This window comes from Pseudomonas fluorescens, assembly GCF_900636825.1.
Classification (GTDB): domain Bacteria; phylum Pseudomonadota; class Gammaproteobacteria; order Pseudomonadales; family Pseudomonadaceae; genus Aquipseudomonas; species Aquipseudomonas fluorescens_BG.
Genome location: NZ_LR134318.1, coordinates 4267403 through 4289969 on the forward strand (window position 1 = coordinate 4267403; position 22567 = coordinate 4289969).

A 22567-nucleotide genomic window follows, 5' to 3' on the forward strand; every position below is an offset into this window, starting at 1 on the left:
GGGTCCGGTTCGATTGAATGTGTCGATCACTGTTCGGCTCCTTTTGATTTGTGATTATAAGGATCGGCTGGAGATTTCAACGGAACGTGCCAGGCGCTTTGAATAACAGCGGCTGCGGTCTGGCGGGGCGACTTTGCAAACTGTCACAGGTAAACAACTGCGGACGTTCTATGACATAACCCTGAGCGAAGTCCACGCCAATTTCAAGCAAGGCCTGCTCGATCTGAGTTGTTTCAACGAACTCCGCAATTGTCTGCTTACCCATGACATGCCCGATGTGATTGATCACTTCGACCATTGCGCGGTTAATCGGGTCGTCCAGCATGTCCTTAACGAAACTCCCGTCGATCTTCAGGAAGTCTACAGGTAAATGTTTCAGATAAGCGAATGAAGACATTCCGGCACAAAAGTCATCTAAGGAGAAATAGCACCCTAACCCTTTGAGTTCATTAATAAATCTAATTGCGCTGCCCAGATTTGAAATTGCACTGGTTTCTGTAATTTCAAAACAAATCATTTCAGGCGGAATTGCGTAGTTAACAAACTGCTCTCGCAGGAAGTGCAAAAACGCGTCATCTCCTATAGTAATGCCTGACAGATTAATCGCACACATTGCCAAAGGCTCATCATGTTCCTGGGCAATACATTGAGCAATTACCTTAAATACGTTTTGCACTACCCAACGATCCAACTGACTCATCAAACCATAACGTTCGGCCGCCGGGATAAAGCTGTCAGGCAAAATCATCCGACCGGCTTCATCATGTAAGCGCAACAAAATCTCGATGTGCGCACCTTTACCGGCCTGAGGTTTGAGAGGAGCAATCTCTTGGGCGTACAGACAAAAGCGGTCTTCTTCCAGCGCCATATGCAGGCGCTGCACCCACGCCATTTCGCCAAAACGCAGGGACAATTCGGAGTCATCGGCGTGATACACCTGCACGCGGTTGCGCCCTTTCTCTTTGGCCATGTAGCAGGCCATGTCGGCGGCGCGCAGTGAGGCTTCGAGGGTCGTCGGGGTCTGGGCAATGTGGACCAGACCGATGCTGACAGTGGTCAGGAACGGCCGTCCCTTCCACACAAAGTGGAGGTTTTGCACCGTCTGCCGCAAGCTCTCGGCGATCTTTTCCGCCGCCTCCAGCGAGCAGTTCTCCAGCAAGATGCCGAACTCGTCACCGCCCAGCCGCGCCAGGGTGTCACCCTCACGCAAACCTGATTGCAGCAACGTGCAGATATGCCGCAACAACTCATCGCCCGCCGCATGGCCGCAGGTGTCGTTGACCAGTTTGAATTGATCCAGATCGAGGAACATCAACGCGTGCCGACCGGCCTGGCGTGTCAGATTGTGCAACGCCTGCTCCAGGCGATATTCGAACTCGCGCCGGTTGGCCAGCCCGGTCAATGCATCGTGGGTGGCCTGCCACGACAGATTGGCGATGTACTGACGTTCCTGCGTCATGTCATGCAGCACCAGCACCGTGCCGCTGACCTTGCCAGCATTGCGGATCGGCGCACCGACCAGGGTCACCGACACCGTGCTGCCATCCAGACGCTGGATCAACTTTGAATGCTCGCTGCCACCGCTGAGCTTGCCGCTGAGAATATGCTCGATCAGGGTCAGGCCTTCCGCCTGGGCATTGTCGTCCAGCAAGTTGAACAGCGAAGCCAGCGGCAGACCGGCGGCCTGCTCGGCCTTCCAGTGCGTCATGGCTTCGGCGGCAGGGTTCATATAGTCGATCGCGCCGTTGACGTCGGTGGTGATGACCCCGTCGCCGATTGATTGCAGCGTCACGTGCGCGCGATCCTTTTCCAGTTGCAGCGCCTCGGCAAAGGCGTGGCGCTGCTTGAGCAGTTTGTGGGTACGCAGCAGGGCCAGCATGATCAACCCCAGCGCCGTTGCCAGGTTTGTGAACAGCAACAGCCGCATGATCATGCGCGAGCCTTCGCCCAGCGCATCGCTGAAGGCTTTCGCTGCAGGCGTCACGCCGTCATTGATGGCGAAGATGCGCGCCTTCCAGTGGCGAATATCAGCGTCCGTGGCAACATTCCCGACAATGTTGCGATGCATTTCCTGCGCTACCGCGTCCAGCTCGACCAGGTAAGCATCGCCCAGCGTCCAGCGATCGATGGCCGTCTCCAGATAACTGAAATGACGGAAATTCAAATACAACCAGATCAGGCTGGAGACATCGTCTGGATGGTTTCCACCTTTGAGAATGCCCTCTCGTGCAGCCGGGAGATCAGGCGGCTGGCGATCCAGCGCCAACCGCAACTGGTGCCCGCCTTGCGGCACCGCAATCGCGTCCGTGTACTTGTGAAAAATAGCTTCGTCGCGACTGTCGGCATACAGGTTCAGGTAGTAGATCGCGTCTTTCTGGCCTTTGGACCAGAGGCTCTCGCCTGCGACATAGCCGCGCACGGCCGAGAGCACATAAAGACTGACCCCTCCCAATATGGCCTGAAACACCACGACGGCAATAAATGGCCAGACGATGCCCAACAACCGTGGGGTCCCCAGAGTCCGCTTTTGATTCATGAGATTCCTTGGTAAGCACTGCCCGCTCGTCTTCCGGACGAAATCGCTAAGACGAGACTAGGTGGGGTTGCCACTCTAGGCAAGCGACGTTATCTCGATGGCGTGATCTACCGCCCGGATCAACTGTGGTTTGTCATTCATCCCGCAAAGAGATGAAATCATGCAATCGGACCCCTCATCGACTCCAAAGGTCATTTCAAAACCTGAGCCGCCGCAAGCCTCAATTCATCAAGCGCTATCGGACGAATTTGATCTCCTGGCCGGTCTTTGGATGCGCAGGGTGCAGAACTGGGGAAGTTTTTTGGAGATGAGCTACAACCGCTGCAAATGCCCATAAAGCTTGGCGTACAAGCCACCATCAGCGATGAGTTGCTGATGGTCGCCATCCTCGGCCACTTGTCCGCCATCAAACACCAGCACCCGATCGGCTTGCTTCACCGCTGACAAGCGGTGGGCAATGATCAGGGTGGTGCGGCCGTTGAGAAAGCGCGCCATGGCCTGGTGCAGGTTGTACTCGGTGGCGGCGTCCAGGGCCGATGTGGCTTCGTCGAGGATTACCACTTTCGGCTCGGCCAGGATCATTCGCGCTATCGCCAGGCGTTGGCGTTGCCCGCCGGACAAACGCACACCGGAACGGCCGACGATACTGTCGAGGCCGTCCGGCAGTGCACGTATCGCCGGCTCCAGCTGAGCAATCTCCAGCGCTTGCCAACAGGCTTCGTCGCTGCGCATGCGGCCCATGGTCAGATTCGCGCGCACGGTGTCGTTGAACAACGCCGGATGTTGCAAGACCACGGCAACGTTTTCCCGGACCGTTTCCAGGCCGATCTCCTGTTGCGTCGAACCGCCGAAGCGGATGGTTCCGGACAATGGCGTGTACAGCCCGAGCAGCAACTGCACGAGGGTGCTTTTACCGCCACCACTGGCACCGACAATCGCGACTTTTTCACCGGGCGCGATGGACAGATCGAGCTGATCCAGCACCAGTTCATCGCCGTAACCGAAGCTCAGGCCCTGAATCTGAATACCGACGGTGTCACGGCCCTTGAACGGATCGACCCCGCCGGGATACCGCGGCTCATCGGCCCGCGCCAGCAATTCGTTGATCCGCGACAGGGCACCGCCGGCAGCGTAATAGGCGTATTGCAGGTTCAGCAGTTGTTCCACCGGCCCGATCATGAACCACAGGTAGCTGAACACCGCGAGCATCTGGCCGATCGACAGATCCGAGAACAGCACCGTGAGCATGGCCGCCGCGCGAAAAATGTCGATGCCGAATTGGAACAGCAGACCGCTGGCGCGGTTGGAGGCGTCGGTTTTCCACTGCGAATTGATCGCATAGTTACGCACTTCCTGGGCACGCAAGCCGAGGCGTCCAAGGAAATAGCCCTGGCGATTGCCGGCGCGCACTTCCTGAATCGCATCCAGAGTTTCGCTCAGCGCCTGAGTGAATCGCGACGTGCTGTCGTTCTCGAGTTTCTTCAGATGCTTGACGCGTTTGCCCAGTTGCACCGTGGCGTAGATCACCAGCGGATTGAACAGCAGAATCAGCAGCGCCAGTTTCCAGTGCATCCACATCAGAATGCTGGCGGTGCCGACCAGCGTGAGCATCGCCACGAGGAAGCGGCTGAGGGTTTCGCCGACAAATTTGTCGAGTGTATCCAGATCGGTGACCAGATGCGTAGTCACCGTGCCGCTGCCGAGGCTTTCGTATTCTCCCAGGGAAATCCGCTTGAGCCGTTCGATCAGACGCACGCGAATGCGATAGACGATGTCCTTGGCCAGCCGTGCGAACAGCCGCGACTGCAACACGCCAAAGCACAAAGCGCTGCAACGCAAGGTCAGCGTGACCACCAGCATCAAACCGATGTAACCCGCCGCTTGCTGCCACATGCTCGGCAGAAAGTGATTCATGACCTTCAGCGCGGCATCACCGTGGCCAAGCAAGACTTCGTCGACCAGCAACGGCAGCAGCAACGGAATCGGCACGCTGCACAGCGTCGCCAGCACGGCCACGCCGTTGGCGATCCACAGGGATTTTTTGTGATGAAGTGCCAGTCGCCGGACTTCAGCCCAGCTCAGCCGGTCGACACGCTTTACGGCTGGCGTGTCATCGGCCCGGTCAGACACAGGCCGCACGCTCCAGCCAGCGGCCGAGCAACGGCGACAGCTCGCTAAGCGGTTGGTAGCCGTTGGTCAGCAACGCCAATTGACCATTGCGCTCGGCCAGCAGGGTCGGGAAACCGGCGATGCCGAGATCCTGCACCCAACTGAAATCGGCCTGCGTCGCTTTGTGTTGCTCGGCATGATCGAACAACGCGGCAAATTCGATACGCGGCACACCGGCCTGCTCGGCCAGTTCGACCAGTACGCTGGCTTGAGTGACGTCGCGCCCTTCGACATAAAACGCCTGCTGGATCAGGCCCACCAGCGTCCACGCGCAATCCGGCGCCAGACTGCGCGCGGTGACGATCGCGCGGCAGGCAGGCTCGGTGTCGTAGACAAAACCGTCGGGCAGCGCGCCCTCCAGCTTGAACGGCTGGCCGGTGGCCTCGGTGACCGCTTGCCAGTGTTCAAGAATGTAGCGCCGCGTGGTCGGCTCCAGCGCCGAACCACTGCCGGTGCGCAAACCGCCGACCACCAGATGCAGTTCGACACCCGCTGCCTGCGCCTGCTCGACCAGTGCCTTGGCCACCGGAGCAAAACCCCAGCACCACGAACACATCGGATCCATCACATAGAGCAGGCGCGCAGACATGATTAAGCCTCGGTGGATGCTTGCTTATAGTTGTAGCCGATCGGATGCGGCTGGTTGCGCGCCTTGGCCAGTTCGATCTGCTTCTGCCGATCGATGGCACTGCGCCGGGTCTTCTCGCTCAGTTTGTCCCAGCAGTGCGGGCAGCTGATGCCGGCCACGTAATGCTCGGACGCGCGATCTTCAACGCTGACCGGTGTGCGGCAGGCATGACATTGATCGTAGTCGCCTTCGCTGAGGTCGTGGCGCACGGTCACGCGGTTGTCGAACACAAAGCAGTCGCCCTGCCACTTGGTTTCTTCCTGCGGTACCTCTTCGAGGTATTTCAGGATGCCGCCCTTGAGGTGATAAACCTCTTCAAAACCTTCGCCGAGCATGTAGCTCGAGGCTTTTTCACAGCGGATGCCGCCGGTGCAGAACATCGCGACTTTCTTGTGCACCGCCGGGTCGAAGTGTTCTTTGATGTAGTCGGGGAATTCGCGAAAACTGGTGGTTTTCGGATCGATAGCGCCTTCGAAAGTGCCGATCGACACTTCGTAATCGTTGCGCGTGTCGATCAGCAGCACTTCCGGATCGCTGATCAGCGCGTTCCAGTCCTGCGGCTCGACGTAGGTGCCGACCTTTTTGTTCGGGTCAACGCCTTCAACGCCGAGGGTGACGATCTCTTTTTTCAGCTTGACCTTGGTGCGGTAGAACGGCTGCTCGTCGCAGTACGATTCCTTGTGATCGATATCGATCATGCGTGGATCGTTCTTGAGCCAGGCGAGCAGGCCGTCGATGCCTTCGCGGGTGCCGGAAACGGTGCCGTTGATGCCTTCTTCGGCAATCAGCAGAGTGCCTTTGATGCCGTTGTCGACCATCGCTTGCAGCAACGGCTCGCGCAGGTTGACGTAATCTTCGAGGGTGACGAACTTATACAGTGCCGCCACGACAATCGGTTGTGTCATGGGTATTTCTCCAGGTGGCTACCCTCGCAAAGGGTGAACCGGATTCAAAAAAAACGCGCCGGCTAAGCGGCGCGTCGGGATTTTAGCAAAAAAGCAGCTACAAGCTCCAAGCTTAAAGCGGCAAGCAGTACGTCGCTGCTTTTGATTCTGCTTGCAGCTTGCAACTTGCAGCTTACCGCTGCTTTCCTCCCGCACAAGTCGGCGACGCCGGGGCGGCGCCAGCTTGTGCCCATTCCTGCGGGGTGTAGGTGTGCAGCGCCAACGCATGGAACTCGCCCATCAACTCGCCGAGCGTGCCGTAGACTTTCTGGTGGCGCTTGACCCGGCTCAGGCCTTCGAACTGCTCGCTGACGACCACCGCCTTGTAATGGGTCTGCAACCCACGACTGTGCATGTGGCTTTCATCCAGCACCTGCAGATGTTCGGGCTGTAACAGGGCCAGCGTCGATTCGATGCGTTGTTGCATGGTCATCACGAACTCCGCTTACTTCTTCTTGGCCGGCGCAGCAGCGCCTTTCGGGTCCAGCTCTTTGGTCATGTCATCGAGCAGCTTGTTGACAACAGGCACAGCGCTTTCCAGTTTGGCCTGGGTCATCTGCGCCGATTGCTGGGTCAGCTGGGGCATTTTTTCCAGGACTTTCTTGCCCAGTGGCGACTGGTAGAACGCGACCAGATCCTTGAGCTCGGATTCGCTGAAGTTACTGGTGTAGAGCTTGACCATGTCCGGCTTCAGCTTGTTCCAGCCGATGGCCTGGTCCAGGGCGGCGTTAGCCTTGGCCTGATAGGTTTCCAGTACGGCTTTCTTGGCCTCCGGGGCTTTGGTCTGCTCAAAACGCTGAGCGAACATTTGCTGCACTTGCATGTACACCGGAGTGCCGAGTTTGTCAGCGTGGGCCAGCGTCAGGAAAGCTTCGGCACTGGCGTTGTGGCTGGCGGTATCGGCAAGCACCTGGCCGCTGGCGCAAACCAGTGCAACCGCGGTACAGATGGCGCGAAGACGAGTCATCGAGTTTCCTTTTAAGCAAAGCGAGGTCAAACCCCAAGGGCGACCATTCTGCGCCTAAAAAACGCTGCGGCTCAACCCCCGAGCCTTGCCACGCTTGATTGGCCGGGTTTGAGCGGTCAACAATCGGTCCGATTGAACCACCGGGGCCGATCCCGGCCTAAACTGCGCAAACAGACCAACAGGAGTGTGCACGATGAGCCGTATCGAAACCGACAGCCTGGGCCAGATCGATGTCCCGGACGACGCTTACTGGGGTGCTCAGACGCAACGCTCGCTGATCAACTTCGCCATCGGTCAGGAACGCATGCCACTGCCGGTATTGCACGCCCTGGCCCTGATCAAGAAAGCTGCGGCGCGGGTCAACGACCGCAACGGCGATCTCCCCGCCGACATCGCCCGCCTGATCGAACAGGCCGCCGACGAAGTCCTGGCCGGCGAGCATGAAGACCAGTTTCCGCTAGTGGTCTGGCAGACTGGCAGCGGCACCCAGAGCAACATGAACGTCAACGAAGTGATCGCCGGTCGCGCCAATGAGCTGGCCGGCAATCCGCGCGGCGGCAAGGCGCCGGTGCACCCGAACGATCACGTCAACCGCTCGCAAAGCTCCAACGACTGCTTCCCGACGGCCATGAGCATCGCCACCGCCAAAGCGGTGCACGAACAACTGCTGCCGGCCATCGCCGAGTTGTCCGGTGGCCTCGCCGAACTGGCGGCACGCCACATGAAGCTGGTGAAAACCGGACGCACGCACATGATGGACGCGACGCCGATCACTTTCGGTCAGGAGCTGTCCGGGTTCATCGCGCAACTCGATTACGCCGAGCGCGCCATCCGCGCAGCGCTGCCGGCCGTCTGCGAACTGGCACAAGGCGGCACCGCCGTCGGCACGGGACTGAACTCGCCGCACGGTTTCGGCGAAGCGATTGCCGCCGAATTGGCGGCGCTGTCCGGCCTGCCCTTCGTCACGGCGCCGAACAAGTTCGCCGCTTTGGCCGGTCATGAGCCGCTGGTGACCCTGTCCGGTGCGCTGAAAACCCTCGCCGTTGCACTCATGAAAATCGCCAACGATCTGCGCCTGCTCGGCTCCGGGCCGCGCGCCGGTTTCGCCGAAGTGAAGCTGCCGGCCAACGAACCGGGCAGCTCGATCATGCCCGGCAAGGTGAATCCGACTCAGTGCGAGGCGCTGTCGATGCTCGCCTGCCAAGTGCTCGGCAATGACGTGGCAATTGGTTTCGCCGCGAGCCAGGGGCATTTGCAGTTGAACGTGTTCAAACCGGTGATCATTCACAACCTGCTGCAATCGATCCGACTGCTCGGCGATGGCTGCAGCAACTTCCAGGAGCACTGCATCGCCGGGCTGGAACCGGATGCAGAGGTCATGGCCAAACACCTTGAACGTGGTTTGATGCTGGTCACCGCGCTGAACCCGCACATCGGCTATGACAAATCGGCAGAGATCGCCAAGAAGGCCTACAGCGAAGGGCTGACCTTGCGCGAGGCGGCGTTGCAGCTGGGTTATCTGACCGATGAAGAGTTCGATGCGTGGGTGCGGCCGGAGAACATGATCGAGGCTGGCGCCAAGGGCTAAGAGCAAAAAGATCGTCCGAACGCGGCCCGAGCCTGCGGCAGCTCCTACAGTTGGAATGCATTTCCCCTGTAGGAGCTGCCGCAGGCTTCGATCTTTTGATCGTCAGGCCATTTTCAAACGCCGTGCTCTGAGCCCAGCGATCAACGAAGGCCCCAACGCCACCAGCGCCGAACCCAGCACCACCAACACCGCCCCGCCATAACCGAGCGCATTGATCTGCTCGGCATGCACGTATTCCGGCCAGATCCGCGCCGCAATCGCCACTGCAACAAATGTCACCAACGGCGTGATCGCCAACGTCGCACTGACTCGCGACGCCTCCCAGTGCGCCAGCGCTTCGGCAAATGCGCCGTAGGCGATCAACGTATTCAGGCAGCACGCCAGTAACAGCCAGCCTTGCAACGGGCTCAACTGCAACGTCTCAAGCGGATGCACCCACGGTGTCAGCAACAACGCGCAAAACAGATAGATCACCATCATCACCTGCAGCGAATTCCACACCGTCAGCAATTGCTTCTGCCCCAACGCGTAAAACGTCCACACCGTTGAGGCCAGCAGCACCAGCAGGACGCCCGCGGTGTAATCCGACAATGACGTCAGCAACTCGGCCAGGCGCTGGTTGAAGAACAGGCCAAAGCCGACCAGCAACACCAGCAGGCCAATGCCCTGGCCGATACTGAAACGCTCCTTGAACACAAACAGGCTGGCGATCAGCAACATGATCGGGCCCATCTGCACTACCAGTTGTGCGGTGCCGGGGCTGAGCAGATTGAGACCCATCAGATACAACACGTAATTGCCGACCAGGCCCAGCACGGCCATCAGCACCAGCCAGCCGCCCTTGGGGCCGAGCACCTTGCGACTCGGCAGGCGTCCGACCGAGGCCAGGTAAATGAACAGACAGCCGCCGGACACCAGCAAGCGAAACCAGGTCACCGTGACCGGATCCATCACCAGCAGCACCTGTTTGAGTTTGATCGGCAGAATGCCCCACAGCAACGCGGTCAGCAGCGCCAGGAACAATCCATATACCCAGCGCCCCGAAGAAATGTGCATGCGAACCCCAAAAGCCTGCTGACAAGAACGCCCATTCTAGGCGCGACACGGCGCGCAACACAGGGACAGTTACGCACAGGCCGCGAATAAAACTGTGCGGGTCGCAGCAGGAAACCGACGCGCAGCCGTTGATCGGCCCGCCGGGCGCGCCAAGTGCTTCAGGCATAAGCTCATTGCAGACTTTTCAATGCACTGATCAGGGAGACCGACATGTACACGATGCGCGCCGAGGACAGCGCCCCCGCCACCCGCTTTCGCAGCGACCGCGTGTGCCGGGTCAACGGCGAACTGTATTTCAGCACTCGGGAAAATACCCTTGAAGGGCCGTATGACAGCCAGGTCATTGACCAGGAAATCCAGGCTTATATAGCGCGGATGCAACAGCAGGATTCCAGGCGCTGAACCGAGGTGATCCCATCGCTGGCAAGCCAGCTCCCACAGGATTTTTGACATATACAAACCTGTGGGAGCTGGCTTGCCAGCGATGGCGATCTGACCGACGACAACGAACGCAGGATTTAGCGCACCGCCTCAAACAACCCACTCGCCCCCATCCCGCCGCCCACGCACATGGTGACGATGCCGTAACGCAGATTGCGCCGTTGCAGCTCACGCACCAAATGCCCGACCTGCCGCGATCCGGTCATGCCGAACGGATGGCCGATGGAAATCGAGCCGCCATTGACGTTGTATTTCTCGTTGTCGATCTCCAGCCGATCGCGGCTGTAAAGGCACTGCGAAGCGAACGCCTCGTTAAGTTCCCACAAGTCGATATCCGCCACCTGCAAGCCTTTGGCCTTGAGCAGCTTGGGCACCGAAAACACCGGGCCGATGCCCATTTCATCCGGCTCGCACCCGGCAACGGTGAAGCCGCGAAAGAACGCTTTCGGCTTGAGCCCCAGCGCGAGTGCTTTCTCCAGGCTCATCACCAAGGTCATCGACGCACCATCGGACAGTTGCGATGAATTGCCCGCTGTCACCGATCCATCCTCGGCGAACACCGGTTTCAGCCCGGCAAGACTTTCAGAGGTGGTGTCCGGGCGGTTGCAGTCGTCGCGATCGACCACGCCGTCGAGAATCTGCACCTCACCGGTATTTTTGTCCTCGACGCGATACTGCACCGGCATCGGCACGATTTCGTCGTTGAACAGCCCGGCCGCCTGGGCCTGAGCGGTACGTATCTGGCTCTGCAACGCATAACGATCCTGCGCTTCACGGCTGACGCCATAACGCCGAGCGACCACTTCGGCCGTTTGCCCCATCGTGTAATAGATCCCCGGCGTCTGCTGCTTGAGCAGCGGGTTGATCAGGTGATCGGTATTGACGCTCTTCATCGTCAGGCTGATCGATTCGACGCCGCCAGCGACAATGATGTCGCTGCAACCCGAGGCAATCTGATTGGCTGCAATTGCAATCGCCTGCAGGCCCGATGAACAGAAACGGTTGAGGGTCATCCCCGCTGTGCCGGTGCCCAGACGCGACAGCACCGCGACATTGCGGCCAATGTTGTAGCCCTGCGCGCCTTCGTTGGAACCGGCGCCGACGATGCAATCCTCGACGCTGGCCGGGTCGATGTCGTTGCGTGCCAGCAAGGCATTGACACAATGAGCCGCCATATCATCGGGGCGGGTCTGGTTGAACTTGCCGCGAAACGATTTGGCCAGGCCAGTCCGCACGCTGTCGACGATCACCACTTCACGCATGGCATACCTCATTATCGGGTTCGGTTGAGAGTGGACCGAGCATAAGTCCACCTTCTTGCCGACCGCGAGGATCATTCACCCGGCGTATGCGCGGCCATCGCTTCAGCCTTTGCGCTTCTTGGCCTTCTTCTCGGATTTCTCGAAGGCGTCTTCCAGAGCGCGGTTGATCGTGCGCAGCACTTTGACCCGCGCCCAGCGCTTGTCATTGGCCTCGACCAGCGTCCACGGAGCGATCTCCGAACTGGTGCGATCAACCATGTCGCCGACGGCCGCACGATAGGCGTCCCACTTTTCCCGATTGCGCCAGTCGTCTTCGGTGATTTTGAAGCGCTTGAAGGAGATTTCTTCGCGCTCTTGAAAGCGCTCCATCTGCGTATCTTTGTCGATGGCCAGCCAGAACTTGACCACGATTACACCGGCGTCGGCCAATTGCTCTTCGAAATCATTGATCTCGCCATAGGCGCGCAGCCAGTCCGCCGGCGTGCAAAAGCCCTCGATGCGTTCCACCAGCACGCGGCCGTACCACGAGCGATCGAACACGGTGAACTTGCCCCGCGCCGGGATATGCCGCCAGAACCGCCACAAATAGGGTTGCGCGCGTTCTTCTTCGGTCGGTGCGGCAATCGGCACGATGTTGTACTGACGCGGATCGAGCGCCGCCGCGACCCGGCGAATCGCCCCGCCCTTGCCCGCCGCATCGTTGCCTTCGAACACTGCGACCAAGGCGTGGCGGCGCATGCGTTTGTCGCGCATCAGCCCGGACAACCGCGCCTGCTCGTTGATCAGTTGTTCCTGATAGTCTTTCTTGTCGAGGCGCTGAGTGAGATCGAGGCTGTCGAGCAGGTTCAATTGGTCGACCGCTGCACCCAGCGGCGCGGCGCTGACGTCATGCGGGTTGACGTCGGCACGCTTGAGCGCACTTTGCAGGCCCTCAAGCAGAATCTTGCCGACCGCCAGGCTGCGGTAATTGGCATCGACACCTTCGATGATGTGCCACGGCGCATAGTCGCGACTGGTGCGGCGCAACACGCGCTCGCCGTACTTGACGAACTTGTCGTAGGTTTGCGATTGCTGCCAGTCGAGCGGGCTGATGCGCCAGCTGTGCAACGGATCATCCGCGAGCGCTTTGAGCCGCGCCTTCATTTGCTTCTTGGACAGGTGAAACCAGAACTTGAAGATCAGCGCGCCCTCATCGCAGAGCATCTTTTCCAGACGTTCGGCGCCGGCAATCGCCTGATCCAGACGCGGATCCTTGAACAAGCCGTGCACCCTGCCCTGCAGCATCTGGCTGTACCAGTTACCGAAGAAAATCCCCATCCGCCCCTTGGCCGGGAGCATCCGCCAATAGCGCCAGGCCGGTGGCCGCGCCAGCTCTTCATCGGTCTGTTGATCGAATGTGCGCACTTCGATCAGGCGTGGGTCCATCCATTCGTTGAGCAACTTGACCGTCTCGCCCTTGCCCGCGCCTTCGATGCCGTTGATCAACACGATCACCGGGAAACGCTTTTGCTGCTGCAACTCGAATTGCGCTTCGAGCAAGGCTTCGCGCAGTGCGGGGACTGCCGCCTCGTAGGTGTCGTTGTCGATGGCGTGACCGATTTCAGCGGATTCAAACATGGGACGGCTCCTTCCAGGGTTCAGCAAGACTAGCGGATTGGGCATGACCGCAGGGCAGAAATTCCAACGAACTCAGGACTGGGTGAGGACTTTGTGGTGAGGGGATTTATCCCCGACCGGCTGCGCAGCAGTCGTAAATCCGGAAAATGCGGCTTGCTACGCAAATCGGGTTGGATGGTTTGGGGACTGCTGCGCAGCCCATCGGGGATAAATCCCCTCGCTACAAGACTCTCTACGCCGCGACCTTTGCGCTGGATCAGGCAGCCCCCGCCCGATCGGCTAGAATGGCCGCCTTGTAATCGCCGAGCCAGCCATGAAAGCCGAAATGCCCCACGCCCAACTCGATTGGGATGAACAAGGACGCCCGCGTTCGCGAGTGTTCGATGACGTGTATTTTTCCGACAAGTCGGGGCTGGATGAAACCCGTTACGTGTTCCTCGAGCAAAACCGTCTGGCTGAGCGTTTCGCCGCGTTGCCTGCCGGCGGGCGCCTCGTCATTGGCGAAACCGGTTTCGGCACCGGGCTGAATTTTCTCTGCGCATGGCAGCTGTTCGAACAACACGCGCGGGCCGGTGCGTGCTTGCATTTTGTCAGCGTCGAAAAGTACCCGCTGACGCCTGCGGATCTGCAACGAGCCTTGGCGCTGTGGCCAGAACTCAAGCCATTGGCCGATCAGTTGCTCAGGCATTACGTAGCCATTCACCAAGGCTTTCAGCGCATCACCCTGGCCAAGGGCCGCGTGACACTGACGCTGCTGATCGGCGATGCACTCGAGCAGTTGCCACAGCTGGATGGGCAAATTGACGCATGGTTTCTCGACGGGTTCGCCCCGGCGAAAAACCCTGACATGTGGACCGCCGAACTGTTCGCTGAACTGGCGCGACTGGCAGCGCCCGGCTCGACCATCAGCACCTTCACCAGCACCGGTTGGGTGCGGCGTTTGCTCAATGCGGCCGGATTCAAAATGAAACGCACGCCCGGCATCGGCCACAAGTGGGAAATCCTGCGCGGCGAGTTTCTCGGCTGGCCTGCGGGCGTCACACCGCCAGCCTCCGAAAAACCGTGGTTTGCCCGCCCCGCCCGCCTCAACTCAGAGCGGCGGGCACTGGTGATCGGCGCCGGCCTCGCCGGTTGCGCCAGCGCGTCGAGCCTCGCCGCACGCGGCTGGCAGGTGACGCTGCTGGAACGCCACGACGGCGTGGCGCAAGAAGCTTCGGGTAACCCGCAAGGTGTGCTGTATCTGAAGTTATCGGCCCACGGCACCGCGTTGTCGCAACTGATCGTCAGCGGTTTCGGCTACACCCGACGCCTGCTGGAAACCCTGCATCGCGGCACCGATTGGGACAACTGCGGCGTGCTGCAACTGGCGTTCAATGCCAAGGAGGCCGAGCGTCATGCGCAGTTGGCGGCGGCGTTCCCCGAAGACCTGCTGCACTGGCTCGACCAACCCGAAGCGCAATCGCGCGCCGGCGTGGGCGTGGCCCATGGCGGTTTGTATTATCCCGAAGGCGGCTGGGTGCATCCGCCCGCGCTGTGCCAGGCGCAGATCGCCCATCCGCACGTCGAGTTGCTCAGTCATCGCGAGGTGCTGGAACTGCGCAAGATCGATGATCAGTGGCAAGCTTTCGACGGTGAACATTTGCTCGCCAGTGCGCCCGTCGTAATCCTGGCTGGCGCCGCCGAAATCAAACGCTTTGCGCAGAGCGCCGAGCTGCCGCTCAAACGCATCCGCGGGCAAATCACACGCTTGGCTGAAACCGCGCAAAGTCGCGCGTTAGCCACAGTGGTCTGCGCTGAAGGCTACGTCGCCCCGGCGCGGCTGGGCGAACACACGCTCGGCGCCAGTTTCGACTTCAACAGCGACGACCTGACGCCAACCACTGCCGAACACCTTGGCAATCTGGCAATGCTTGAAGAAATCTCCAGCGATCTGCTGGCGCGTCTCGACGTCAGCCAGCAAGCGCCCGAAGGTCTGCAGGGGCGTGCGGCCTTTCGCTGCACCAGTCCGGACTATCTGCCCATCGTCGGCCCTCTCGCCGATCGCGAACCATTTCTCGAAATCTACGCGGCGCTGAGGAAGGATGCGCGCCAAGTCCCAGACATCCCATGCCCGTGGCTCGACGGTTTGTATATCAACAGTGGCCACGGTTCACGTGGCCTGATCACCGCGCCGCTGTCCGGCGAATTGCTTGCCGCCTGGCTAAATGACGAACCGTTGCCATTGCCTCGCAGCGTCGCAGAGGCCTGTCACCCAAACCGCTTTGTCTTGCGCCAACTGATCCGGGGCAAGTGAAAAGCGCGGCCCGTCCACTGGTCAGGCAAGCGCCCTTATAACCTTTCGTTCTAAAACTCCCGCAACCGCACCGGGTCAGTTTTAGAGTACCGGCCATGTCGGCCGCTAAAGCAACACCCTCCCCAACGGAAAAACCGGTAAGGATTTTATGTGCGGATTAGCTGGCGAGTTACGTTTTGATCAACAACCTGCAGACCTTGCAGCGATCGAGAGAATCACCCATCACCTGGCCCCTCGCGGCCCCGACGCGTGGGGCTTTCATGCCCAAGGGCCGATTGCCCTGGGCCATCGACGCCTGAAAATCATGGACCTGTCGGACGGCTCGGCGCAGCCGATGATCGACAGCCAACTCGGCCTGTCACTGGCCTTCAACGGCGCGATCTACAACTTTCCGGAATTGCGTGCCGAGCTCGAAGCGCTGGGCTATGCGTTCTACTCCGGTGGCGACACCGAAGTGCTGCTCAAGGGTTATCACGCCTGGGGCGAAGCACTGCTGCCGAAACTCAACGGCATGTTCGCGTTCGCTATCTGGGAGCGCGATGCCAAGCGTCTGTTCATCGCCCGCGACCGTCTCGGCGTAAAGCCGTTGTATCTGTCGCGCACCGGCCAGCGTTTGCGCTTTGCTTCGGCGCTGCCGGCCCTGCTCAAGGGCGGCGACATCAACCCGATCCTCGATCCGGTGGCGCTCAATCACTATTTGAATTTTCACGCTGTGGTTCCCGCGCCGCGCACGTTGCTGGCCGGCATTGAAAAGCTGCCGCCAGCGACGTGGATGCGCGTTGAGGCCGATGGTCGCACCGAGCAGAAAACCTGGTGGACGCTGCCGTATGGCCCGCGCGAAGACGAGAAAAATCTCAAGCTCGAAGACTGGGTTGATCGCGTCCTCGACAGCACCCGCGAGGCGGTGGCGATTCGTCAGCGTGCGGCGGTGGATGTCGGCGTGTTGCTGTCGGGTGGTGTCGATTCGAGCATGCTCGTCGGCCTGCTGCGTGAAGTCGGCGTCGAGAATCTGTCGACCTTCTCCATCGGTTTCCAGGATGCCGGTGGTGAGCGTGGCGACGAATTTCAGTATTCCGATCTGATCGCCAAGCACTACGGCACCCAGCATCATCAGTTGCGCATCGATGAGAAAGAGATCATCGAGCAACTGCCCGCTGCGTTCCGCGCGATGAGCGAGCCGATGGTCAGTCACGATTGCATCGCGTTCTATCTGTTGTCCCGCGAAGTGGCCAAGCATTGCAAAGTGGTGCAGAGCGGCCAGGGAGCGGATGAGTTGTTCGCCGGTTATCACTGGTATCCGCAAGTGGATGGCGCGGCCGATCCTTATGCCGCCTATCGCGATGCGTTCTTCGACCGCAGCTACGACGATTACGCCGCTACGGTGCAACCGCAATGGCTGACGGCGCATGACGCCGCCGGTGACTTCGTCAAGGAACATTTCGCCCAGCCTGGCGCCGAGGCTGCGGTGGATAAAGCCCTGCGTCTGGACAGCACGGTGATGCTGGTCGATGACCCGGTCAAACGCGTCGACAACATGACCATGGCCTGGGGGCTGGAAGCGCGTACGCCGTTTCTCGACTATCGACTGGTCGAACTGTCGGCCCAGGTGCCCGGCCAATTCAAGCTGCCCGACGGTGGCAAACAGGTGCTTAAAGAAGCCGCGCGCCGCGTCATCCCGAGCGAAGTGATCGACCGCAAGAAAGGCTACTTCCCGGTTCCCGGCCTCAAACACTTGCAGGGCGACACGCTGAACTGGGTACGCGAACTGCTGCTGGATCCGAGTCAGGATCGCGGCCTGTTCAACCCGACCATGCTCGACAAGCTTTTGACTGATCCACAAGGCCAACTGACCCCGTTGCGCGGTTCGAAACTGTGGCAGCTGGCGGCTCTGAACCTGTGGCTCAGTGAACAAGGAATCTGATTGATGAAACCCCATGCCACGTCCATCAACCAACGCCTGCTGCGTGGTCAGGCCCCGTCGTATGAACGTCTACAGGCGCGCTTGGCCGAAGACGGCAGCGAGCCTCCCTCCGCTCCGATTGCCGTGCATTGCGGCTGGGGCCGTCTGCTGATTGGCCACACGTTCCCCGATCCCGCCTCGCTGGCGCATGAACTGCTTAACGAGCAGCCCGGCGAGCGCGACATTGCCTTGTATGTCGCCGCACCCCAGCAGATTCTCGGCCTGGAGCCGACCCAGCTGTTTCTCGACCCGTCCGATACTCTGCGGTTGTGGTTTAGCGATTATCGTCAGGCTACTCGTGTCTTTCGCGGCTTCCGCATTCGCCGTGCACAGAGCGACACGGACTGGCAAGGCATCAACCGGTTGTACCAGGCGCGCGGCATGTTGCCGATCGACCCGGCATTGCTCACGCCACATCATCAGGGCGGGCCGGTGTATTGGCTCGCGGAAGATGAGGACAGCGGTGCGGTGATTGGCAGCGTCATGGGCCTGAATCATCAGAACGCGTTCAACGATCCCGAACACGGCAGCAGTCTGTGGTGCCTGGCGGTGGATCCGCACTGCTCGCGCCCCGGTGTCGGCGAAGTGCTGGTGCGGCATCTGGTCGAGCACTTCATGAGTCGCGGTCTGGCTTATCTGGATCTGTCGGTTCTGCACGACAATCGTCAGGCGAAAAATCTCTACGCCAAGCTGGGTTTCCGCAACTTGCCGACCTTCGCGATCAAGCGCAAGAACGGCATCAACCAGCCGCTGTTTCTTGGCCCGGGTCCGGAGGCGCAGTTCAATCCTTACGCGCGGATTATCGTCGAAGAAGCGCACCGACGCGGCATCGATGTGCAGGTGGACGATGCCGATGCCGGGCTGTTCACCCTCAGCCATGGCGGGCGTCGCGTGCGATGCCGTGAGTCGCTGAGTGACCTGACCAGCGCCATCAGCATGACCTTGTGTCAGGACAAAAGTCTGACGCACAAGGTGCTCAAAGCCGCTGGCCTGAAGCTGCCATCGCAGCAATTGGCCGGCAACGCCGACGACAACCTGGCCTTTCTCGACGAGCACCAAAGGGTGGTAGTCAAGCCGCTCGATGGCGAACAAGGTCAAGGCGTGGCGGTGGACTTGCGCACCATCGAAGAAGTGCAGCAGGCCATCGAAAGCGCCAGGCAATTTGACAGCCGCGTGCTGCTCGAGAGCTTTCACGAAGGGCTCGATCTGCGCATCGTGGTGATCGGTTTTGAAGTGGTCGCAGCCGCCATTCGCAAGCCAGCTGAAGTGGTCGGCGATGGCCAGCATTCCATTGGTGCGCTGATCGAGGCGCAGAGCCGTCGTCGCCAGGCGGCCACCAGCGGCGAAAGCAAGATCCCGCTGGATCACGAAACCGAGCGCACCTTGCAGGCGGCCGGTTACGACTACGACAGCATTCTGCCGGCAGGTGAGCATCTGTTCGTGCGTCGGACTGCCAATCTGCACACCGGCGGTACGCTGGAAGACGTGACGGACATTCTCCATCCGACGCTGGTCGACGCGGCGGTGCGGGCAGCGCGGGCGCTGGATATCCCGATGGTTGGCCTGGACTTGATGATGCCTGCGGCAGATCAGCCCGAGTACGTATTCATCGAAGCCAACGAACGGGCCGGATTGGCCAATCACGAACCGCAACCGACGGCGGAGCGCTTTGTCGATTTGCTGTTTCCGCACAGTCAGCCGGCGGTCTCTTGATTACCTGGTGGCTGCACTGACGCCATCGCTGGCAAGCCAGCTCCCAAAGTTCCGGCGGTATACACAACAATGTGGGAGCTGGCTTGCCAGCGATGAGGACCGATCAGGCGCCACAAATCCCTCTCTCATCGAAACCATCGATGTGCTCAACCCATCAGGAGTTTCCATGACCATGACCACACAAATCCCTGAACCGGATCTTAACTACCTGCAAAAAGTCCTGCTGGAAATGCTCGCCATCCCCAGCCCTACGGGCTTCACCGACACCATCGTGCGCTATGTCGCCGAGCGTCTCGAGGAGTTGGGCATCCCTTTCGAAATGACCCGGCGCGGCACCATTCGCGCCACGCTCAAAGGCAAGAAAAACAGCCCTGACCGTGCGGTTTCGGCGCACCTCGATACCATCGGCGCCGCCGTACGCGCGATCAAAGACAACGGTCGCCTGACCCTCGCGCCGGTGGGCTGCTGGTCGAGTCGTTTTGCCGAGGGCAGCCGTGTCAGCCTGTTTACCGACACCGGCGTGATTCGCGGTAGCGTGCTGCCGTTGATGGCTTCCGGGCATGCGTTCAATACGCAGGTGGATGAGATGCCGATCAGTTGGGATCATGTCGAGCTGCGACTCGACGCCTACTGCGCGACCCGCGCCGATTGCGACTCGTTGGGCATCAGCGTCGGCGACGTGGTGGCGTTCGACCCGTTGCCGGAGTTCACCGAAAGCGGCCATATCAGCGCGCGCCATCTTGATGACAAGGCCGGTGTAGCGGCATTGCTTGCCGCGCTGAAGGCCATCATCGACAGCGGTCAGGAACTCATGATCGACTGTCACCCGCTGTTCACCATCACCGAAGAAACCGGCAGCGGCGCGGCGGCGGCATTGCCGTGGGACGTCAGCGAGTTTGTCGGTATCGACATTGCGCCAGTGGCACCGGGGCAACACTCGAGCGAACACGCGGTAAGCGTGGCGATGCAGGATTCCGGCGGGCCGTATGACTATCACCTGTCGCGGCATCTGCTGCGTCTGGCCAGTGAAAACGAGTTGCCGGTGCGTCGCGATATGTTTCGCTATTACTTCAGCGATGCACATTCGGCGGTAACGGCGGGCCACGACATTCGTACCGCCCTGCTCGCCTTCGGCTGCGACGCGACCCATGGCTACGAACGGACTCACATCGACAGCCTCGCTGCGCTCAGCCGCCTGCTTGGCGCGTACATCCTCAGCCCGCCCGTATTCGCCAGCGACGCGGCGCCGGCGAATGCTTCGCTGGACCGCTTCAGTCATCAGATCGAACATGACACACAGATGGAAAGCGAAACGCGGGTACCGCCGGTGGACAGCCTGGTCGGGCATCGTTCCGACAGCTAAGTCAGCGTTGTCGGGAAAACTCCCATCGCTAGCAGGGCTAGCTCCCACAGGGGGACGCTTTCAAATGTAGGAGCAGATGCTTTTCAAATGTGGGAGCCGCCAGCTCTCACAGGGAAATGCTTTTCACTGTGGGAGCCAGCCCTGCTGGCGATTTGGCCAGAACAGGCACCACAAAACTGGCAGGCTAACCGCAATCGCCGTAGCATCCCGCCATTGATTTGACCGAGGTGCCCATGCTCATCCCTTACGACGCTCTTGAAGTCGATACCCTCACCCGCCTTATCGAGGATTTCGTCACCCGTGACGGCACCGACAATGGCGACGACACGCCGCTGGAAACCCGCGTACTGCGCGTGCGTCAGGCGTTGACGAAAGGTCAGGCGCTGATCGTTTTCGACCCGGAAAGCGAGCAATGTCAGTTGATGCTCAAGCACGATGTGCCCAAGCATCTGTTTGATTAAGCCTCAGCGGACCTTTTCGATCGCCTGCTTGCGCTTGATCCGGTCATAGACTTCGGAGCGATGCACGTTGACGTGCTGTGGCGCCTCGACGCCGAAGCGCACGCTGGAACCGTTCACCGACAGAACGCGCAAGGTTATGTCATCGCCGATGGAAATCAACTCACCGACAACACGGCTGAGTACTAGCATGGGTTTCGTCCTTCAGGGTTTACGAACCCTGAAGATGCGCGGCTTGCGGCGGCTCTTCAATGCATGGCGAGCAAATCAGTCTTGCCTTACAGACTGGTTAACGCCAAGCCGTAAGACGTTTCCCACACACCACGGTTCAGGCAGCGGAAAACCGTGGCCCGAACAGAATCACGCTGGCGCCGATCACGCACAACGCCACACCGAGCCAGTCCGAACCCAATGGGCGTACGCGCTCGACCACCATCAGCCAGCCGATTGAAGCCACGATATAAATCCCGCCATACGCCGCATACGCCCGACCGGCGTAGTTGGCTTCGACACGGGTCAGCAGCAGCGCGAACAACGTCAGACTGAGCAGCGCAGGGATCACCCACAATGCACTTTTGCCTTGGCGCAGCCACATGAAAAAAGCAAAGCAACCGGCGATTTCAAACAGCGCCGCGAGGAAGAACCACAGGTAATTGAGCATTCACGTGTCTCGACAGGGTGGCCATTGCGGCCACCCTAACGATGTGACACTGGGCGGGCAAGATCAGCCGTTGTTTTGTTTGGCCTTGGCGCGCATTTTGTCGGCCATGGTGGTCATCTCGTTGTAAAGCAGTTGCGGATTCTTCTGCTTGATGGCCCAGGCCATGCGCCCTTGTTCGTGGGGCAGAATCATGAACTCCCCGGCAGCGACTTGCTGATAGATATAGTCGGCGATATCGGCCGCGGTGATCGGCGAGCTTTCCAGCAACTTGCCGACCTGTGCTTTCATTGCTGGTGTCGGGCCGCGGAAAGAGTCGAGCAAGTTGGTCTGGAAGAACGATGGGCAGACCACGTGGACGCCGACCTCCTGTTGCGCCAACTCGATCAGCAGACTTTCCGACAACGCCACAACGCCGGCCTTGGCGACGTTGTAGTTGCTCATCGCTGGCCCTTGCATCAAAGCCGCCATTGACGCGATGTTGATGATCTTGCCCTTGCTCTGTTCGAGCAGCGGCAGGAACGCCTTGCAACCCTTGACCACACCCATCAGGTTGATCGCGATCTGCCAGTCCCAGTCTTCCAGCGACAGTTCGTTGAAGAATCCGCCCGAGGCCACGCCGGCGTTGTTGACGATGACGTCGATGCCGCCCAGCTTCTCTTCGCAGGCCTGGGCAAACGCAGTGAGCTGGCTGTAGTCACGCACGTCACAGCGCTGGATGAAACCGTCGCCGCCGGCCTCGCGAACGAGCTTCAAGGTTTCCTGCAGGCCGGGCTCGCTGACGTCGGATAACGCCAGTTTCCAGCCTTCGCGCGCCCAGCGCAGCGCGATTTCGCGACCCAGGCCCGAGCCCGCGCCAGTGATCATCATGCGGTTTTGCATAGCAGAGAACCTTGTTGTTCCGAGGAAGATGC

19 protein-coding genes are annotated in these 22567 nt (G+C 60.1%); 7 read left to right on the forward strand and 12 right to left on the reverse strand.

Features of this window, described 5'->3' with window-relative positions; all coding sequences use genetic code 11:
* Positions 1 to 76: 76 nt before the first annotated feature.
* The 6 genes from EL257_RS19290 to EL257_RS19315 all read right to left on the reverse strand — a co-directional run bounded on the left by EL257_RS19290 (position 77) and on the right by EL257_RS19315 (position 7244).
* Positions 77 to 2536, reverse strand: a complete 2460-nt coding sequence (locus EL257_RS19290) for an EAL domain-containing protein (protein WP_126365307.1) — start codon at positions 2534 to 2536, stop codon at positions 77 to 79.
* Positions 2537 to 2848: 312 nt separating this feature from the next.
* Positions 2849 to 4666 (reverse strand): ABC transporter ATP-binding protein, encoded by a 1818-nt coding sequence (locus EL257_RS19295; RefSeq protein ID WP_126365309.1) that lies wholly within the window; start codon positions 4664 to 4666, stop codon positions 2849 to 2851.
* A complete protein-coding gene (locus EL257_RS19300) occupies positions 4659 to 5261 on the reverse strand; it encodes a DsbA family protein (RefSeq protein WP_172604562.1) in 603 nt (200 codons plus the stop codon). Before EL257_RS19300 ends, EL257_RS19295 begins: the two co-directional genes overlap by 8 nt.
* 35 nt (positions 5262 to 5296) lie before the next feature.
* A complete protein-coding gene (locus EL257_RS19305; RefSeq protein WP_126365313.1) occupies positions 5297 to 6238 on the reverse strand; it encodes a rhodanese-related sulfurtransferase in 942 nt (313 codons plus the stop codon).
* Positions 6239 to 6410: 172 nt separating this feature from the next.
* On the reverse strand, positions 6411 to 6710 hold the full coding sequence (locus EL257_RS19310; RefSeq protein WP_126365315.1) for a BolA family protein: 300 nt from the start codon (positions 6708 to 6710) through the stop codon (positions 6411 to 6413).
* A 12-nt stretch (positions 6711 to 6722) separates the two neighbouring features.
* Positions 6723 to 7244 carry a DUF2059 domain-containing protein gene (locus EL257_RS19315; RefSeq protein WP_034155305.1) on the reverse strand — a complete coding sequence of 174 codons (522 nt, stop codon included), beginning with the start codon at positions 7242 to 7244 and terminating at the stop codon, positions 6723 to 6725.
* A gap of 193 nt (positions 7245 to 7437) precedes the next feature.
* Here EL257_RS19315 and EL257_RS19320 point away from each other — a divergent pair, with 193 nt between their 5' ends.
* Positions 7438 to 8832 (forward strand): class II fumarate hydratase, encoded by a 1395-nt coding sequence (locus tag EL257_RS19320; protein WP_126365317.1) that lies wholly within the window; start codon positions 7438 to 7440, stop codon positions 8830 to 8832.
* A 102-nt stretch (positions 8833 to 8934) separates the two neighbouring features.
* Here EL257_RS19320 and EL257_RS19325 read toward each other — a convergent pair whose 3' ends face one another.
* Positions 8935 to 9888: a DMT family transporter gene (locus tag EL257_RS19325; protein WP_126365319.1), complete on the reverse strand. Its 954-nt coding sequence runs from the start codon at positions 9886 to 9888 to the stop codon at positions 8935 to 8937.
* A gap of 210 nt (positions 9889 to 10098) precedes the next feature.
* On the opposite strand from EL257_RS19325, the gene EL257_RS19330 reads away from it, so the two are divergent.
* The gene (locus EL257_RS19330; protein ID WP_126365321.1) at positions 10099 to 10290 is read left to right on the forward strand and encodes a DUF6316 family protein; all 192 of its coding nucleotides are present in this window, start codon (positions 10099 to 10101) and stop codon (positions 10288 to 10290) included.
* A gap of 116 nt (positions 10291 to 10406) precedes the next feature.
* Here EL257_RS19330 and EL257_RS19335 read toward each other — a convergent pair whose 3' ends face one another.
* Both EL257_RS19335 and pap read right to left on the reverse strand, forming a co-directional pair.
* Entirely contained in the window at positions 10407 to 11591 is a 1185-nt protein-coding gene (locus EL257_RS19335; protein ID WP_126365323.1) for a thiolase family protein, read from the reverse strand.
* A gap of 102 nt (positions 11592 to 11693) precedes the next feature.
* Positions 11694 to 13208 carry a polyphosphate:AMP phosphotransferase gene (gene pap / locus EL257_RS19340; protein ID WP_126365325.1) on the reverse strand — a complete coding sequence of 505 codons (1515 nt, stop codon included), beginning with the start codon at positions 13206 to 13208 and terminating at the stop codon, positions 11694 to 11696.
* Positions 13209 to 13521: 313 nt separating this feature from the next.
* Between pap and mnmC the strand changes: the two genes are divergently transcribed.
* From mnmC to EL257_RS19365, 5 genes are all read left to right on the forward strand, one after another.
* The gene (mnmC, locus tag EL257_RS19345) at positions 13522 to 15501 is read left to right on the forward strand and encodes a bifunctional tRNA (5-methylaminomethyl-2-thiouridine)(34)-methyltransferase MnmD/FAD-dependent 5-carboxymethylaminomethyl-2-thiouridine(34) oxidoreductase MnmC (RefSeq protein WP_126365327.1); all 1980 of its coding nucleotides are present in this window, start codon (positions 13522 to 13524) and stop codon (positions 15499 to 15501) included.
* A gap of 148 nt (positions 15502 to 15649) precedes the next feature.
* On the forward strand, positions 15650 to 17422 hold the full coding sequence (locus EL257_RS19350) for an N-acetylglutaminylglutamine amidotransferase (RefSeq protein ID WP_126365329.1): 1773 nt from the start codon (positions 15650 to 15652) through the stop codon (positions 17420 to 17422).
* Between the two features lie 3 nt (positions 17423 to 17425).
* The gene (gene ngg / locus EL257_RS19355; RefSeq protein WP_126365331.1) at positions 17426 to 19174 is read left to right on the forward strand and encodes an N-acetylglutaminylglutamine synthetase; all 1749 of its coding nucleotides are present in this window, start codon (positions 17426 to 17428) and stop codon (positions 19172 to 19174) included.
* 172 nt (positions 19175 to 19346) lie between these two features.
* Positions 19347 to 20537 (forward strand): osmoprotectant NAGGN system M42 family peptidase, encoded by a 1191-nt coding sequence (locus EL257_RS19360; protein WP_126368194.1) that lies wholly within the window; start codon positions 19347 to 19349, stop codon positions 20535 to 20537.
* A gap of 233 nt (positions 20538 to 20770) precedes the next feature.
* Positions 20771 to 20998 (forward strand): YheU family protein, encoded by a 228-nt coding sequence (locus EL257_RS19365; protein WP_003192759.1) that lies wholly within the window; start codon positions 20771 to 20773, stop codon positions 20996 to 20998.
* A 3-nt stretch (positions 20999 to 21001) separates the two neighbouring features.
* Here the strand turns inward: EL257_RS19365 and csrA are convergent, their stop codons facing one another.
* The 3 genes from csrA to EL257_RS19380 all read right to left on the reverse strand — a co-directional run bounded on the left by csrA (position 21002) and on the right by EL257_RS19380 (position 22535).
* Positions 21002 to 21187, reverse strand: coding sequence for a carbon storage regulator CsrA (csrA, locus tag EL257_RS19370; RefSeq protein WP_126365333.1), 186 nt, complete (start codon positions 21185 to 21187; stop codon positions 21002 to 21004).
* 136 nt (positions 21188 to 21323) lie between these two features.
* Complete coding sequence (locus tag EL257_RS19375; RefSeq protein WP_126365335.1) at positions 21324 to 21656, reverse strand: YnfA family protein; 333 nt, start codon at positions 21654 to 21656, stop codon at positions 21324 to 21326.
* Positions 21657 to 21719: 63 nt separating this feature from the next.
* The gene (locus EL257_RS19380; RefSeq protein WP_126365337.1) at positions 21720 to 22535 is read right to left on the reverse strand and encodes an SDR family oxidoreductase; all 816 of its coding nucleotides are present in this window, start codon (positions 22533 to 22535) and stop codon (positions 21720 to 21722) included.
* Positions 22536 to 22567 lie beyond the last annotated feature (32 nt).

Excerpts from the sequence above, each read along its gene's own strand:
- EL257_RS19290 (WP_126365307.1), bottom strand. The coding sequence starts at position 2,536 with ATGAATCAAAAGCGGACTCTGGGGACCCCACGGTTGTTGGGCATCGTC.
- EL257_RS19300 (WP_172604562.1), bottom strand. The coding sequence starts at position 5,261 with ATGTGTTCGTGGTGCTGGGGTTTTGCTCCGGTGGCCAAGGCACTGGTC.
- EL257_RS19305 (WP_126365313.1), bottom strand. The coding sequence starts at position 6,238 with ATGACACAACCGATTGTCGTGGCGGCACTGTATAAGTTCGTCACCCTC.
- EL257_RS19310 (WP_126365315.1), bottom strand. The coding sequence starts at position 6,710 with ATGACCATGCAACAACGCATCGAATCGACGCTGGCCCTGTTACAGCCC.
- EL257_RS19315 (WP_034155305.1), bottom strand. The coding sequence starts at position 7,244 with ATGACTCGTCTTCGCGCCATCTGTACCGCGGTTGCACTGGTTTGCGCC.
- EL257_RS19320 (WP_126365317.1), top strand. The coding sequence starts at position 7,438 with ATGAGCCGTATCGAAACCGACAGCCTGGGCCAGATCGATGTCCCGGAC.
- EL257_RS19325 (WP_126365319.1), bottom strand. The coding sequence starts at position 9,888 with ATGCACATTTCTTCGGGGCGCTGGGTATATGGATTGTTCCTGGCGCTG.
- EL257_RS19330 (WP_126365321.1), top strand. The coding sequence starts at position 10,099 with ATGTACACGATGCGCGCCGAGGACAGCGCCCCCGCCACCCGCTTTCGC.
- EL257_RS19335 (WP_126365323.1), bottom strand. The coding sequence starts at position 11,591 with ATGCGTGAAGTGGTGATCGTCGACAGCGTGCGGACTGGCCTGGCCAAA.
- pap (WP_126365325.1), bottom strand. The coding sequence starts at position 13,208 with ATGTTTGAATCCGCTGAAATCGGTCACGCCATCGACAACGACACCTAC.
- mnmC (WP_126365327.1), top strand. The coding sequence starts at position 13,522 with ATGAAAGCCGAAATGCCCCACGCCCAACTCGATTGGGATGAACAAGGA.
- EL257_RS19350 (WP_126365329.1), top strand. The coding sequence starts at position 15,650 with ATGTGCGGATTAGCTGGCGAGTTACGTTTTGATCAACAACCTGCAGAC.
- ngg (WP_126365331.1), top strand. The coding sequence starts at position 17,426 with ATGAAACCCCATGCCACGTCCATCAACCAACGCCTGCTGCGTGGTCAG.
- EL257_RS19360 (WP_126368194.1), top strand. The coding sequence starts at position 19,347 with ATGACCACACAAATCCCTGAACCGGATCTTAACTACCTGCAAAAAGTC.
- EL257_RS19365 (WP_003192759.1), top strand. The coding sequence starts at position 20,771 with ATGCTCATCCCTTACGACGCTCTTGAAGTCGATACCCTCACCCGCCTT.
- csrA (WP_126365333.1), bottom strand. The coding sequence starts at position 21,187 with ATGCTAGTACTCAGCCGTGTTGTCGGTGAGTTGATTTCCATCGGCGAT.
- EL257_RS19375 (WP_126365335.1), bottom strand. The coding sequence starts at position 21,656 with ATGCTCAATTACCTGTGGTTCTTCCTCGCGGCGCTGTTTGAAATCGCC.
- EL257_RS19380 (WP_126365337.1), bottom strand. The coding sequence starts at position 22,535 with ATGCAAAACCGCATGATGATCACTGGCGCGGGCTCGGGCCTGGGTCGC.